The sequence below is a fragment of the Pseudoalteromonas peptidolytica genome, assembly GCF_012641745.1.
Lineage (GTDB): Bacteria > Pseudomonadota > Gammaproteobacteria > Enterobacterales > Alteromonadaceae > Pseudoalteromonas > Pseudoalteromonas peptidolytica.
The window spans coordinates 21,394-37,577 of the sequence record NZ_WEHZ01000042.1 but is presented as its reverse complement, the minus strand read 5'-3'; the positions used below and the strand labels follow the sequence as shown (position 1 = coordinate 37,577).

Annotated in this window: 11 protein-coding genes; 3 read left to right on the top strand and 8 right to left on the bottom strand. The window is 41.7% G+C overall.

Annotated elements, in window-relative coordinates; genetic code table 11:
- Positions 1 to 492: 492 nt before the first annotated feature.
- The 3 genes from F9Y84_RS19935 to F9Y84_RS19925 form a co-directional block, all read right to left on the bottom strand.
- On the bottom strand, positions 493 to 2,505 hold the full coding sequence (locus tag F9Y84_RS19935) for a prolyl oligopeptidase family serine peptidase (RefSeq protein WP_225740778.1): 2,013 nt from the start codon (positions 2,503 to 2,505) through the stop codon (positions 493 to 495).
- A gap of 319 nt (positions 2,506 to 2,824) precedes the next feature.
- Complete coding sequence (locus tag F9Y84_RS19930) at positions 2,825 to 4,522, bottom strand: hypothetical protein (protein ID WP_147391059.1); 1,698 nt, start codon at positions 4,520 to 4,522, stop codon at positions 2,825 to 2,827.
- A gap of 452 nt (positions 4,523 to 4,974) precedes the next feature.
- Positions 4,975 to 5,985, bottom strand: a complete 1,011-nt coding sequence (locus F9Y84_RS19925) for a nucleoside hydrolase (protein WP_208723423.1) — start codon at positions 5,983 to 5,985, stop codon at positions 4,975 to 4,977.
- 316 nt (positions 5,986 to 6,301) lie between these two features.
- Here F9Y84_RS19925 and F9Y84_RS19920 point away from each other — a divergent pair, with 316 nt between their 5' ends.
- The 3 genes from F9Y84_RS19920 to F9Y84_RS19910 all read left to right on the top strand — a co-directional run bounded on the left by F9Y84_RS19920 (position 6,302) and on the right by F9Y84_RS19910 (position 9,934).
- Complete coding sequence (locus F9Y84_RS19920) at positions 6,302 to 6,883, top strand: CIA30 family protein (RefSeq protein ID WP_147391057.1); 582 nt, start codon at positions 6,302 to 6,304, stop codon at positions 6,881 to 6,883.
- A 247-nt stretch (positions 6,884 to 7,130) separates the two neighbouring features.
- Positions 7,131 to 9,449 (top strand): TonB-dependent receptor, encoded by a 2,319-nt coding sequence (locus tag F9Y84_RS19915; protein ID WP_147391056.1) that lies wholly within the window; start codon positions 7,131 to 7,133, stop codon positions 9,447 to 9,449.
- A 236-nt stretch (positions 9,450 to 9,685) separates the two neighbouring features.
- Positions 9,686 to 9,934 (top strand): hypothetical protein, encoded by a 249-nt coding sequence (locus F9Y84_RS19910; RefSeq protein WP_128732669.1) that lies wholly within the window; start codon positions 9,686 to 9,688, stop codon positions 9,932 to 9,934.
- Between the two features lie 130 nt (positions 9,935 to 10,064).
- Here F9Y84_RS19910 and F9Y84_RS19905 read toward each other — a convergent pair whose 3' ends face one another.
- The 5 genes from F9Y84_RS19905 to F9Y84_RS19885 form a co-directional block, all read right to left on the bottom strand.
- Positions 10,065 to 11,450, bottom strand: a complete 1,386-nt coding sequence (locus F9Y84_RS19905) for a hypothetical protein (RefSeq protein WP_147391055.1) — start codon at positions 11,448 to 11,450, stop codon at positions 10,065 to 10,067.
- Between the two features lie 753 nt (positions 11,451 to 12,203).
- Positions 12,204 to 12,434, bottom strand: a complete 231-nt coding sequence (locus F9Y84_RS19900; protein ID WP_147391173.1) for a hypothetical protein — start codon at positions 12,432 to 12,434, stop codon at positions 12,204 to 12,206.
- Between the two features lie 128 nt (positions 12,435 to 12,562).
- Positions 12,563 to 13,645, bottom strand: a complete 1,083-nt coding sequence (locus tag F9Y84_RS19895; protein WP_147391172.1) for an MBL fold metallo-hydrolase — start codon at positions 13,643 to 13,645, stop codon at positions 12,563 to 12,565.
- Positions 13,646 to 13,982: 337 nt separating this feature from the next.
- Positions 13,983 to 14,690: a response regulator gene (locus F9Y84_RS19890; RefSeq protein WP_147391171.1), complete on the bottom strand. Its 708-nt coding sequence runs from the start codon at positions 14,688 to 14,690 to the stop codon at positions 13,983 to 13,985.
- A gap of 12 nt (positions 14,691 to 14,702) precedes the next feature.
- Complete coding sequence (locus F9Y84_RS19885) at positions 14,703 to 16,166, bottom strand: ATP-binding protein (protein WP_147391170.1); 1,464 nt, start codon at positions 16,164 to 16,166, stop codon at positions 14,703 to 14,705.
- Positions 16,167 to 16,184: the final 18 nt, after the last annotated feature.

The following is a 16,184-nucleotide window of genomic DNA, read 5'->3' as shown; positions in this document are numbered from 1 at the left end:
TTTGTTAATATCAGAGCGAGTTTCTTCTACAACTGTAAGGTGTTCAATCAGGTTCATTGGTTGCGCCTAGCAATGGGATTGGCGCTATTTGATCATAAATTAGCTAAAAGTGCGATCCCGCCCTGGGATAACACCAGAGCAACATGAAACTATCGAGCTAAAGCCAACACATCCTGATTACTATAAAAACCTAGGTATCTTGTATTCAGCAATGAAGCTTGGGAAAGCAGTGGTTTATACATCAGATAATGGCGAAGAGAATACCAATAAGTGTCATGATACTGATGAAACTTTATTTCCATTATTTAATATACTAAGGGTGTATTAAATCTGGCTCTTGCTCATTTTAAATTTATATTTTTGATGAGAAATAAACACCCTAATAGCTTAGGCTTTCGATCTTTTTACTCATAGTGTAAAGCAAGGTGTTGTTTTTTAAAGTGCTAGGGCTATAGTCCTATCACTTTTTATATATAAAAATATTTAACTGGATTATTTTAATCTATCCATTAAATACACATATTCAAGACTCTTAACCATGGCGCGTTGTTCATTATTAGCAGCACCAGCATGGCCTCCTTCTATATTTTCAAAGTAAAGTACGTCGAATCCCATGTCTTTCATCTTGGCAACCATTTTTCTAGCGTGACCCGGGTGTACACGGTCATCTCTGGTTGAGGTAGTGAAGAATACTTTAGGGTATTGCTTATCTTTACTGAGATTGTGATAAGGAGAGTAAGTTTTAATGTATTCCCACTGCTCAGGTTGATCCGGATCGCCGTACTCACCCATCCAGCTTGCGCCAGCTAAAAGTTTGTTAAAGCGCTTCATGTCGAGAAGAGGGACCTGGCATATCACAGCATTGTATAAATCTGGTCGACGTGTAAATGCAGCACCCATTAATAGTCCACCATTGCTTCCACCCTGAATACCAAGGTGTTGCGGTTGAGTAACCTTGTCAGCGATGAGCTGCTCGGCAACGGCTTCAAAGTCTTCATAGGATTTATGACGGTTTTCTTTTAACGCAGCTTGATGCCAACGAGGGCCATACTCTCCACCGCCTCGGATGTTAGCAAGCACAAATACACCCCCTTGCTCTAGCCAGTTTTTGCCGATACTGGCGGAATAGAAAGGTTGTATTGATACTTCGAACCCACCATAACCATATAATAGTGTTGGGTTTTTACCATCAAGCTTTAGTGATTTTTTGTGGACAATAAAATAAGGTATTTTTGTACCATCTTTTGACGTTGCAAACTTTTGTTGAGTAACAAACTTACTTGAATCAAAGTGTGAGGGGTTACCTTTGAGTTTGGTGATTTCTAGTGACTGGCCATTCACGAGATACAAACTAGCTGGTGAGAGAAAATCAGAATAGTCCACAAAAAAATCATCTCTGTCTGGATCGGTATCGAAGACAGAAAGTGAACCTGTTTCAGGGAAATTAACTTGATCAACTTGCCACTGGCCATTGGCTTTAGGAATGTAGCGGAACACTTTATTTTTCACATCATCCAAGACCGTCACAAGAATGGCGGACTTAGTGAAATCAAGCGATTCAATCGAGCGTGTTGCTGTTGGTTTAACCAGGCTGGAAAATTTGATGTCTTCTTTTTTGATGTCATCAATGTTGGCGTAGATCACCTCTGCTTGTTCAAATCCTTTCCATGACGACTTCAATTTCACGAAGAATTTACCGTTATTTAAACCTAAGAAGTCTGAATCTTCGGGAATGGGAAGCTTTAGTTTGTTTCCATTACTAATCTGAAAGATATTTCTTGTATAAAAGCTCGTCGCTTCATACAGCATGTGATATGACGTGTCATTGTCATAAATTGTAAGGCCACCTACGTTAATTGAGCTTGGTTTTGCTTCCAAAATTGTCTTAGCGTCCTTTAGTGGCGTTCCTCGTTGCCAAATTTTGACGATTCTTGGATAGCCAGAGTCAGTCATTGAGCCTTCGCCAAAGTCGGTTCCTACAAAGACCGAGTTGTCGTCATAAAAAGAAATAGTGCTTTTTGCTTCGGGCAAATAGAAGCCGTCTTTAACAAAAGACTTAGTTGGAATATCAAACTCTCTTACAACCTTTGCATCTGCACCGCCGCGCGACAAACGCACTAGACAGCGTTCGTATTTGGGGTAGTGGCACGTGATCCCACTGTATACCCAATTCTCGCCTTCGGCTTTAGCAAGTGCATCAAGATCTAGGATTGTCTCCCATTTTGGATTATCTTTTTTGTATTCCTCTGAGGTTGTTCTTCGATAAATCCCTCTGACATGATCTGCATCTTTCCAGAAATTGTAGTAATAACCCGCTCGTTCAGTAGCGTATGGGATGCGAGACTGATCATTTAAAATATCTAATGTATTTTGATAAATGTTCTGATACGCAGGACTACTTTGGAGATACTTTAGAGATACCTCATTTTGTTTGCTGACCCACTCAAGTGGTTTTTCACCTTCGACCTCTTCAAGCCAAAGGTAAGGATCTGACTGTGTTGCCATTGTTTTACCCGAGATTGCTGATAATGCGCAAAGTGCAGTAGCTGCAGCGATGTGTTTCTTCAAAATGATGTTCCTACATTCACTTAATTTCGTCCTTTTTATCATTTGATGGCAAAAATAGGAATGTAATATTATCAAAAAAGTTACATCGATTTACATTTTGTCCGCGTAGGGCGCATAAAGCGATTAGCTTTATCAGCAGTATTTGATAGCTCGAAAGATTGGAAAGTGTGATTTTTTGAATGAAAGGTAAACGAAAGCTACACGGTAGCGTGGCATTCGTTTACCTTAAAATGGGTGTTTTATCTAAAATGTCAGATTAATTACGGCCTCTGAAATCTTTTAAAACATGATCGTTAGGATCTAGCTGCTGATTTTCAACCCACTCTAGCCATTGCTGCAATGAAATAGAAAGCTGCATTGAGTAATCCAAAGAGATCCATTCTTTCTTGTCCGGCGCAAAGTCATAATGAGGCTGAGCTAGGCTTTTACCATCGACACGAATATTAAAGGATTCACCAGCACCCGTATTGGCGAAGTACAGGCTATCGATTTGTGCGAAGTTAATACCATCATGGATTTCACCTGTGTCGCCACCTCTATCTTTACCCAATGTGTCGCTGTTTATAAGCGGTACCGCACATTCAGGCGTTTGCTCTCCAAACTGTGAGATCATCAGTGGTGTATTACGCTCACTATCAGGTAAAGAAGCGGTGCCATGGCAAGACATACAAGAGCTGTTGGTGTTATCGGCAGGACCATTCAAGCGATTGTTACAACCAAGGTGTCCAACTTGGCGTGTCATAGCACTGCCACTATACTTGTTAAGTTCATCAACTAAAGACCAGTTTATCACTGCTTCTGAAAAGCCTTTCTCTCTTGGATTCACTGGTGTATTAAACGCTAAGTGGCCTTTTGCAGGCGTATCGTTACCCCACATTAGCCCTAGCCATGTCATCTTCTCCCATGGGTTTTTGACTTTTGCTTTGCGTTGCCCGTCCGCCACAAAGGTGCCGTATACCCAGCCTGTATCTTTTGCTCTGTCGTCTCTGACGGCGACATCAAATTGAAGCAGTTTTACGTCATCCCAAGCCTGACTGTTACGCTTACATTGCTTACTTTCTTCAATAAAGTTACATTCCTTGCGCTCGTTACCATCTTTATCTTTGCTTCCTGGTGCTACTTTACATTCACAGTAAGCGGGATCTGAGATATTGGCATTCCAGCTTGGTAATCCTGCTAACACAGGTATTTGAGCGATAGTTGAAGTATTAAATAATGGCTTAATAATGACGGCACCTTCGTGGAATCGTACGCCTTTTTTTGGTAATTTAGCTGTGCCATCTTCTTGCCACACTTCCCCTAAAGTGTATGCTGCTGTAGCATTATAAAAGCCGACAGCCCACATGGTCGAGGCATCTGTACCCGAGCTATCTTGCACCGAAAAAGTGACTGGAGCTTCACGTGTTAAGCCCCTAATGTACTCCCGCCCTGAAAGTGGATCGTAAGTTTGAAATGGAATGTGGAACCAAGGTCTATATTTATTTTCACAAGTATCAAAGTCCCTTGAAGCAACTCTTCCTTTGCCCGCAATATTTCCTTCAAGGCCATAGGCATAAACAAGCTTTATGTATTCTTTGGCAAGCTTGCTTTTTTCTCGTTGTGGGGTACTTTCATCGAATAGTGCATCAAACTTGGCATCATACCAAGGCTGATTTTTCTTCGGTTCAATAACAAGCTCTCGTGGGTATTTATCTGAGAGTGCGAATATTCCTTCATCCCATAGCGTTGTTGGTACATTAGAAATAGTTTGGCCTTCCCACATTTTTGTGAATTTGGGGTTAGGGTCTTGCCAATAGCTAGGGTATGTTTGGGTACAGGTATTTAGCTCTGTATATTGACCTTTATACATTGATTGTTTGTACCAAGGTTCAGCTTTCGCTGTTACAGAATATGACGCGAGTGCAGACAATACTAGTGCAGCCGCCTTTACTGTTGATGAGTTACTGATGTTCATTATATTCCCTTTTGTTACTTGATACACAAACAGAAAGCGTTCGCCACGCCAGTCAAAACGAATAGTAATCGCATTAGTGCTTAAACCAATTTGAAGGGGGGAAGTACCATACTCGCTTGGCTAACGGCTTAATTTATAAAAATTAAGTTATAATATTTGCCCTACCAACATGAATGGGTAGTTCTGCCGCAGCGAGCCATGGCACAGCGTGGCTTCCCCGCATCAAAAAAGCTCATTTGCTCAATGTAATTGCTATAAGCTGAGCTTGTCTGTAGTTATCATCGGTGACAGAAATGAGTTTTGTTGATATTACTCGAGTAAATTGTAGTGCTGAGTGAAACACTTTGGTATTACACGAGATTACGTTAGATTACACTTTGCTTTTGCGGTATTGAGTTTTTATACCGTTACAGAGGGCTTGCCCACAGCAAGTGGGCAAACTGATAAGCGGATTAATCGTTGAATACAGCAAGGTAAGTTTCGTAAACGAGAGACTTATTTGCGGAAATTGCAACGTTTATCTTAGTACCATCTACTTCATCTACAATCAATTTTCCTGAAGTATCTTGCTCTTCATTCATGGCTTGCTCGATGCAGATCGCAAAGGGCTGAGTTGAAACAATATCTGGATTGGTAATAACGCAGGCGGCAAGAGGATCCCAAAAAGATAAGAAGCTGCCGATCCCTTCTTTGTTGTCAGGATAGTCAAGTACTTCAGATAAGAATTGGGCTTGCGGCGACTGAATACGCTTGAGTTGTGTCACAAAGTCATTGTCAATTGGCACATCCTGTGTTGCATTTAATGCAACCAAAGTGACAGGGATCCCAGAGTCAATAACCTCTTGTGCACCGAGCGGGTCGATAAAAATATTCCATTCAGCCACGGCATTTGAATAGTAAGGGTTGTCGCCCAAAGTATCGAGTATGTTACCACTTGCGCCAGGCGTGATGTACTCATCAGTAAGGTTTCCGCCCATCATGACTATTTGCTCTATGGCGTTGAAAATACCTGTTTGTAACTGTTTATCAGTTTTGGCTGCTTGGAATAGTTGCCCAAAGTTTGTTCCACCTCCAATGGATAATACAGTCACCTTATCTGATGTGGACAAAAAGTAGTCGGTTAACCATGCTTGTGCCTCATATATATTTGCTTGCCTATTTTCTTGGGGGAATGTGGCTTGGTAATGGCTATCAGCACCTTGTCTGACATTGGCAGGGAAAACATTACTATATCGCAGTGGTGCATTCGCACCTTTTAGAATCGGAAGCTTTTGCGTTTCATCGCTATACAAGGTCAAAAAGTTAGCTAAATTTTCCACCCCTTTAGACAAGTGAGCGGCGCCACAGCCGGTAACGCTGATAGCTAATACTTCTATTTGTGGATGTTGTAGTAGGTAAGCTAATGCCATGTAATCATCAAAGTCCATGTCGGTATCAATGATAACTTTTGTTAATTTGCTCATTTTCATTTCCTGTCTAACTGAGTGAGTTAGGAATATAGAAAATAAACAGCAGTAAAGATATTACAGTGAGTTACATAGCATTACACCTATGTTTGCCTGTTACAGCAGCTCTTGTTAATTAATTATCTTAATTTCTGCGTTGCTAATTTTATAGGTAGTTCGTGTATTTTAACGAGTGCTCGTGTTTGCTAGTCAGAAGCAATACTTGAAATCTTTTAATAGTCATCAAAATAGCAATCAGCCGTTGTTGTTATATCACTCATCAATAAATACACTGAGCAATATTGCTTAAGGAGGGGGCTAAAGGATGCTCAGTATGCGTTTATTTATATTAGTCGTGGCTATTTTACTTTCTGGATGTACTGTTGCTAGCCAAACTTTAACACCTAATCAGTGGCGATATGTAACGGATCCACATGGCAGCCAGGCTAAATATGATGAAGGGTTAGTACAAAATGGTGTGGTCTCGGTGCACTTTACTCGGGTTCCTCGTGTTGATAAAGCGAATAATTCTTGGGTGGAGTTGATATACGATCTACCCCAACAGTTAACCCCCGCATTTATTGTTACCCTTGCCTATAAAAGTGATAAAGCCGTCATTGTTAAACTCTCACAACAAGAGTATGGGAGGCTGGGCGATAAAAGCTACGCCCATTACCAAAGCGTATTGCCAGCCTCAAATTCTTGGCAGGTTGTTCGGCTTTCTCTAAGTGATTTTAAAAGGCCGAGTTGGACGCCTGAGTGGTCCAAAGATAAAGGGATTGTACTTGAGCATATTTCCGCGCTTTATTTTGTGCCTGATCTCAAGGACGCAACTGGTGGAGAGGCGACGCTTAGTGTTAATCGTCTAGAGATAGAGCAGTTGCGCTTGACGAATATCTCAGTGAAGCAAAACTGAGTTGTTAAGGGTTATAGCGAGCTTAATTTAAACCAGTGCTGCTGCGTTTAACGTAAAGCGCTTCTCTTTGAATTCTTTTTTATTGATTAGCTCGGTCTCATACTGTTTTTTAGTACAAAGATGAATGAGTATGATACAAGACAGCTTCCTGGTACGAACAAATTATCAAGCGTTTCAACTTTACTCCCACAGATGTGAAATTCTGACTAAACTTAAGTAACTCAGTCAATAGTGAGTTTGCATTGTTATGTCTAGCCACAACTATATCGTGGGCACCAGCGTACTGTTCGCATCGCTCAATTGCACGGGATTATCGGCGAGTGAGGAGGACTTGTTTTCATTGTCACTCGACCAGCTTTTAGAGGTAAAAGTTGAGGCAAGAAAAGTTACTGAGAGTTTACAGTGCACGCCAATTTCAGTGTCGGTTTTATCACAGCAACAAATTCAACAGCGCAATATCACGGATTTATTGAGCGCGAGTTATTTCATTCCCAACGTTGATGTAACAACGACAGGAGAGAATTCAGGCTGCACCCATTGTGCAAATATTACCATACGAGGAGTGGGTCAGGTTGATCCGATACCTACAACGGATCCCAGTGTTGGTGTCTATGTTGATGGTGTTTATCTTGCTCGCTCCGCAGGTACTATGTCGCGATTTTTAGATGTGGAACAAATTGAAATACTGCGGGGGCCTCAGGGGACACTTTTTGGTAAAAATACGATAGGCGGTGCTGTTAATATTCGTACCAGCCCTGTAGTGGATGAAACCATCTTTAAAACCTCACTAACGCTTGGAGAATTTGACCGTCGAGACCTAACCATGGTGGTTAATCAACCGCTCTCAGAGCACGTTGCGATAAGAGTGGCAATGGCAAAATATGACAAAGATGGCTTTGTTCGTCGTGTTAATGGTAGTCAAGAAGGAGGCGAAGATGATTTTAGTTTGTCAGCTAAGCTACATTATCAGGCAAGCGATGACTTAAGTTTTCGCTGGCAGTATAGCCGTCAAACACAGAGCCGGGGGAGTGCACCTTCTATACTTGCTGCCAAAAATGATGATGCGATTTTAATCCAGCTTTACAATATATTCGCAGAACTTGGTGGTGGGGTGGAGCCAATTGAGCCGCTACAAGTTTTTGATGATAAGTATCTCAGTGCCTCAGAGCAAAGTAACAGTAACAGCTTTAGGCACACAGGAATTTCGCTACAGGCTGATTATCGGCTAACTGATGCGATGTCACTCAAATCCATTACCGCTTACCGGTCGCTAGATGCCTTTTATAGCCGAGACTTCGACAACAACCCTGTTAATATTGGCGTCACTCAAGACTGGCAATGGCAAAACCAACGTAGTCAAGAGTTTAATCTAACTGCACAGTTTGACGATTATGATTGGTTACTTGGTGTCTATTATTTTGATGAAAATATCAGTTATCGTGCAGACTTTAACTTTTTTGACGGATTATTTCAGGCGCTTGAAGCTATCCCGACACCGATTGATGGCTCACCTTTATCTGCACCAACCGATATTGGCGGTGCGGGTAACCCATTAAATGTTGCATTTGATTTCCACAATCGCTTTTTAAATGAAATTGAAAATACTAGCTATGCCATATTTGGTCATATGAATTATCACTTTTCACCAACTTGGTCAGGCATTGTAGGTGCAAGGTATACCCGTGAAGATAAACGCCAAGAGGTGACAGGGTTAGCCTTAGAGGCGGACGTGCTGCTTTTATCTCGCACTAACCAGAGTGAAGCTGGAGCTGTGACACCAAGTTGGAAAGTGTTTTCCCCTATGCTTGGCCTTCAATATCAACCCAATGAGCATGCAGTGTTTTATTTAACGGGATCAAGAGGGTTTAAGTCCGGTGGTTTTAATGGCTTACCCAGTTCAGCTGCGGCAATCCGACCTTTTGAACCAGAGCATTTAACCGCGTATGAATCGGGCCTGCGTTCGCAGTGGCTTGATAACCGTTTGCGGATTAATATTTCCGCTTTCTACTTGCAACATAAAGACATGCAGTTGAGGGGAGGGGAGTCGACTCAAGAAGGAGTCGAAATATTTATTGATAATGTGGGTAAGACCAAGACGAGAGGGGTTGAGTGGGAGTTCGAAGGGTTACTTGATGACGATGTTGGTGCCTCTATCTCAGGCGCTTTTACCCGCTCTGAATTTGTAGATGTGGGCAATGCCACTCAAGTTACACTCGATAGTACCCCCATCCGTACACCCAAGTGGTCATTAACGAGTAGTATTTGGAAAAATTGGTATCTAGGTGGGAATAAGCGACTACATACTCGATTGGATTGGAGCTACCGCAGTAAAATGTATACAGATGTCTTTAATTCTCCCTTTGCACAAACTGACCACTTAAGGTTGCTAAGTGCAAGAATTCAATTGGACTTCAGTGAGCATCTAAGTATTAGTGTACATGCTAATAATCTAACCGACGAATATCACTTTATTGGCGCTAGTGATTTTCGTGAAGTATTTGGTATTGCGGAGTATTGGCTAGCACCACCAAGAGAAGTAGGCGTGACCATGACGCTTAATTTTTAAGTGCTAAAGAACAGGCGTCATAAAAATAAGTTGTTTATTGTAAAGTGAGCGTTGGGTGTGCTTCTTAGTGTCATTACAGTGTTTGGCTTTGGAGTGACCGCCTGATCTGGGTAGCGTACTTCAGTTTGAGATAATAAATATCGACCCCCTGCTATCAGCCTGTTTTAATGATGGGTTTAATCCACGTATCATAACTGTTATCCTGCGCGGCAACTATGGTAGTTGAGATAGAGCAAATGATTAACGATAACGATGTCATAGAAACTTTAGAAGAGCTTGAAGCATTTTTATTGCTCATTGATAACGGTGGGTTGGGTCTTCAAAATGTTGCAGGGGTAGCATTGGCGACTAACAATAGTGATGGCAGGCCGTTTGTTGCTGTTCTTGATGATAATCACCAGCTGCTATTGGGTCGCTGGGTATCTCAAGCTGTGTATGAAAATGGTAAAGATTTGGTACGTTATGGGCCAAAAAAAGCCCATTAACTACTTCAAAGCAACTTCAAAGTGGGTTTTCAGTTTTGTTAGCCCACGATTTGCCGTCCATTAGGTGGCTCGCTAGTGTGCTATGGAAGCTATGATGCAAGCCACGTCCAGTAATGTGGTCTCTATGTGGTTATTGTTCATTCTCAATATACACTGAGTCACTCGCCATAAGTTCTATTGCGACTATTTCAGAGCGGTTCATTGTTAACTTATAACGCTCAAGCTGGATCCCTTTTGATGATTGAAAACGCATCACTAAGTTTATCTGATAGCGTCGCTCTACCGACTTCTTCGATACCTTTTTGCCATCTAGGTTATATAACTTACCAGCGCCTTTTTTTAAGTAGCGCGAGAAAGCGCTCATATTGAACGTAATACGCTGTTGTACCTCTTCATAACCTGGGAGGAACTTGTCAATTTGCACTTGGTTTTTGCAGCAAAAGTGCATGAGGTGTGCCGCTTGTTTATTTTGTTGACGACGTTTTTTTAGTAGCTTATCGACATCTTCAGGTAAATCTTTTTTACGGATATGTTCAAGCCAAATCGTTTGTGTACAAACGATTGCATCCGTAACGGAGTTTTTAAACTTATTGCGCCATTTAGGCCGACCACGTTGAATATAACGCCATGCCCATTGCGTTAAATCCTCTTTGAATGTTTCTCTAAGGCCATAGATCACCCCAAGTAACGCGATAAGCGCCACTGTAACTTCTTGGAAGTTAGAGCGAGCATTGAGTACGATAAACATCACAAATGCCATGATTATTCCTGTGACAACCCCTCGCACTAGGCGCTTTAGGTTGGTACTTAAGTCTATCGTTTGTTTATTAAAAACCACGCCATATTCGATTAGGCGCTCGAGTAACTTCATTTTGTTGGTAATGCGGTTTGGATCGCTTAGTGTAACTTGGGAGTTATAGCGTTGCTCCTCGCGATATTGGCTTTCACGTTGACAAAACTGCGTAATGACACTGCGCTCTTGACTAAAGTCGCTGGATTTTGGACCGGTTGACAGCAGTTTCAAAAAAGCCTGCTCTGTATGCCAGCTTAAGTAGTTATCGGCATTTTGATAATAAGGTTGTAGTTTATTGTCTGGTGGTGTGTAGCGCCTTAGTTTCTTCAGCAAACGCTCGGTTTCTACAACTAATAACTGTGCGGCTGGATAAAACTCATCGGCTTCTTTTAGCTTCAGTGTCTGCTTTACATCAGCATCTAATGCAATACGGATCTGATAGCAGAATAAATTTAAGTTGACTCGATAATCTGTTTTCTGACCTTTACTTTGACTGATAAAACGGCTTCGCACCAAGGGTAGATGAAGTTGTTCTGAGTAATAGGCGCTGTGGCTTTTGATGTTGGCATTAAAGTATTCGACTTCATTTAGGGTGCTGCTATTGATCCCCATATCAGTTGGGATCGAAAAATACAGGTCGAGTTGATTTGTCTCTTTGGGAAGAAGTTGATAATTAACTTTAAAAGATAGGCTTTCGTCTTGGCTTAGTTTAGCTCTACTCACTCGGGTATGATACCTCCTTGATTGGTATGTTTAGAGTATAACATACCTAACTCTAAACTTGCATGTTGATACTTGTAACGTGTTGTTTTTAAATTGGATTTAGCTTTTTGGTGGGGGGCTTTGATATTACGTCCAGCCAACGCACTGGCACCAATACTCTGTCGGCAAGGTGAACTTGCACGTCAATCGTTCATTGTTGGGAATAAATTCGTCTTGCCTACAGGAGGTAGGTACTTTAGCGAGAGCTGGATGTGGGGGCGGTGTTATCCCCAAAATTGTCTGGCTAGATAAGAATATAACTTAATTTATTCACTAAAAACAATTAGTTATCTAATTTCTTGTTCCAACTTCAGGCTAAGTAAATTAACCTGAACTTGGCATAAAAATTTGCTCTCTAGCTGCTGCTATCCCCTAATACAGCGTTAAATTTATCTGTCATGGACGCACAAATTTGCCTTATATTGAGAAATGGCTTGCAGTTAGAGTGGTATTACGCTTTGAAGTGTAGGTGTGTTATACCAATTTGACTTAATACTTGCTCAATTTGAAGGAGTAAATCTGACGCCAACAGCGTTAAAAATTTCTCATTTAGAACAACTAAATAGCAAAATTTTTGCCTTGCCTATATGGATGTAGGTACCTTAGCGATAGCAGGACGCGGTAGCGGAGTTATCGACAAGATTTTCTCGCCTCAAAATAGACCACTTAATTAAGCAAATTGGTATTAGCTGATTCACTAACTTCTTCAGCCCCTTAGTTGTCTGAAATATCAGTTATCTTTTGTGCTTTAGTTAAATCGTTCTTGATTGTAAGCGCCATCAAAAAAATTAAACCAAGTGGTGCGGCGACAGCCGAGAAAAAAGCAAGAACCGAGACTAAAATGGGGGTTTGGGTTTTTCGCTTCCCCAAATAGAACCCTAAACCTGCAAATACGATAGCGAGGATAAATACCGCTTGACCAAGTAAATTAGCGTCTATGTTCATTGATACTCCTTATCATTGATTGATGTGTTAGATATTTAACTCTTTATTTATAAAGACGTTACGATAGCATGGTGGTGGCCATCATTATAGATTATTTTAATTTTTCGCCGCGCCGCCAAATTGACTTTTTACAAACTAAGTGAATCCCCTTCGTTTAATATGTATATGGGGGTAGCTGTTTTGAGTGTATCTTGCATTTTTAACAGGCGGAATAAGGCTGAATGTGATGTCCGGTCTCCCATTCTCCAACTGGCATTACCATAGCCCCATGGCACCATTACTTTGCAGCCTAGTTCCTGTGCGGCTACTAGAGCATCTTCTGGTGTCGTGTGTACTTTGCGATACCATTTAGGGTGTTCTTCACTATGATATGACGCAATCGGAAGTAAACAAATATCAATATCCCCGTATTTTTGCTGAATATCTCTGAAGTGTGGAGAGTATCCTGTATCACCGGCAAAAAATAATGTGTGGCCCTGATGCTCTAATACCCAGCCACCCCACAATGCTGCGCCATGATCTTCATACAGAAAAGGAACCCAAATGCGGCTGCTGAAGTGATTAGCGGGAACAAAATGTGCAGTGACATCACCGAGTTGTTTACTGGCATACCACGCCATTTCGGAAACTTTGTATCCATCATCAGGAAAATGCTCGGCAAATCCAAGTGGCGTTAAAAATTGTGCCTTAGTGCCAATGGTTTTTACATCATCTTTGTTGAAATGATCGTAATGTAGATGTGAATACATAACTGCATCAGTTTGTTGAAGCTCAGCTTTACTTAGCGCGGTTGGCAGGTTGCGGTTATATCCTTCTGAAAGGCGAAATGCCCAGTTTACAGGCCAATCAAATTGCGCCGTTACAGGGTCAAATAGGAATTGTTGTCCGTCTGGTGAATTAACCTTGAAACTGGCATGCCCAAGCCATTGAATTGTAAATCCAGTTGTCAGTGACAGTGATGGATTTTCGCCAACATAGGTGCAATCTTGCATTTGTGATTTACACGTAATGCGTGGTGTAGGAGGGTAGCACTGTGCTTCACAGGTAGCAGGATAAGCTTCAAACGAATTATATAGATTGCTGTACCTGTCTTCATAGCCCTCGATAGCACTATGTTTTATCACTGAAGATGGCGGTGTAATACGTTCCACAACATTGTTGTTACTGCATCCTGTTAAGGATAATAAGATGACGAAAGTCAGCTTTTTCATTGGTTTTCCTTATTATTTTTGCTTTTGAGTTTACCAATAAAAGGGAGCGTGGTGTAGTCGCTAAAAATCAAAGGGGAGGAGTATAATGCCTATTAGACTTAATACTTGCTCAATTTGCAGGAGTAAATCTGACGCTAACCGTGTTAAAGATTTCTTATTTAGAGCAACTGAATAGCAAAATTTTTGCCTTACCTATATGGATGTAGGTACCTTAGCGAGAGCAGGGCGTGGTAGCGGGGTTATCGACAAGATTCTCTCGCCTCAAAATAGACCACTTAATTAAGATAATTGGTATAAAAGCAAGCGCCAGCGATGCTATACGCAGGCGCTTGTGTTGTCAGCCTGTTTCCGTGCCACGTTCTTGGGCTTCAAATTTATACCCAGCCCCATAAATCGAGTGGATAAAGTCATACTTGGGGGCGATATTTTGCAGCTTTTTACGAATATTCTTGATGTGACTGTCGATGGTTCTGTCGCTAACGATATGGCTATCGTCGTAAATATGGTCCATCAACAAATTGCGACTGTAAATGCGACAAGGGTGGCCATACATGGCTTTTAATAACATAAACTCGACATGAGAAAGCGTTGCTTTGGACTCTTGAAAAGAGACAAACAAGCGCTCTTCGTCAAGTTTGAGTTTGCTTTCAGTTTCCGACATATCACCGCGTTGATTCAGCTCAACTCGTCGCAAAATTGCTTTTACTCGAGCGACGACTTCTTTTGGACTATACGGCTTACACACATAGTCGTCGGCACCCACCTCTAAGCCGAGCAAACGGTCGATTTCTTCAACCTTTGCAGTGATCATAATGATAGGTACCGTTGAATGTGCTCTGATCCGTTTGCAGATCTCAATGCCATCTACATTGGGTAACATCAAGTCAAGCAAAATTAATGCAGGTTGTTGCTCCTTAAAAGCCTCTTCTGCCAATGCCCCATCGTATACGAGGTGACTGGTATATTCAGCTTGTGCAAGATATTTACTTAATATATCAGCAAGCTTTGGTTCGTCTTCAACAATTAAAATATGTTTGTTTGGCACGGGAGGTATCCATTATTTTTTCAGGGTAATAATAATAGCTAGACCACCAAGTTCGCTCAAGTTTGCTGTGATTTCTCCGTTATGTGCAGCAACAATGCTCTGGCAAATCGCAAGCCCAAGACCAGAACCCCCTGTTTTCCTGCTTCTTGCCTCTTCCACACGATAGAGTCTATCAAATAGCTTATCTAACTGTTCACAAGGTACCGCAGGGGCGCTGTCTTGCCAGTAAATGACAGTTTTCCCTTGTTGTTGTTTGACCTCAACCTCTACGATGCCAGGGCATTGCTCTGAGGAGTCGGTATAGCGCAGCGTATTTTGTAATAAATTATCAAATAGTTGACTGAATCGTTGGGCATCACATTCAATCTCAATATTATCATCACACTGTAGCGAATAGGTGAGGTGATGTTTGTCAATTTGATGACTAGCTTTGCTAAAAGTATGTTGCAATAGGTCATGGAGATTTTCTCTATCCATGTTGTAAGTAAGTGCACCACGGTCAGACATTGATAGTTGATGTAAATCATCAACTAAACGAGTGAGCCGTTGAATTTCCTCATTGAGTGAGATAAGTTGTTCAGGATCACTGGTGATAACACCATCAATCATACCTTCAAGCTCTGCCCGAAGCACAGCAATGGGCGTGCGCAGCTCGTGAGAAATATCAGCTATCCACTGCTGTCTTGCTACTTGGTTTTGTGCCAAGGTGTCCGCGAGACGATTCATATCTCGGGCCAGTAATCTCAGCTCGTCATTACTGTTAATCTCGACTCGTGAGTCATAATTCCCCTGTGTAAGTGTTTTAGCATTACGGCGTAACAGAACGATGGGGCGCACCATATACTTACTAAACGGTATTGCAATGATCAGCGTGATCAGTAATGCAACAAGCGCGATGACAACAAACTGCTGTCGTTGTTGCTGAGCGAATAATTGATTGAACTCGTTACTAATCAGTGCACTTTGTTCGACGCCAAGATATGCAACCACATGGTCATGATTTGGCGCTGATAAATGCTCTCCTTGATAAACAGGAAACCAGAATGATGAATGTATGCTCTGAGCCTTACCCATGATGATATTGCCTTGCGGGTCTTTGAGTAACAGGCGTTTTTTGTTACCCATACGCGGTGGTCGGTCTTTCCGTCTAGGTCGCTCAGTTGCAGTCGCTCGGTGGCGTGGTGGAGGTCTAAAGCGTGCTTTAGGAGGAGCGTCATCTGGCAGATCATAAAATTGGCGAACAATATCATTCCATGGCTCTGAACCGCGATACACCCAGTTTAGCGAACCATAACGCTCATAGTTTTCGGCAACTTGATTGACTACCTCTTGAAGTTGCACGCGAGTCGTATTTCTTAGATAGCTGGTGAAGCTTTTCTCAAATGCTAATTTATTGGCGATATAAATAGCCAGCACTAACGTAGTGTTGGCTATTAAAATGATTAGCAAAAGTTTGACGCGGATGGTCATTTTCATAGTTGTTACTACTGCGCC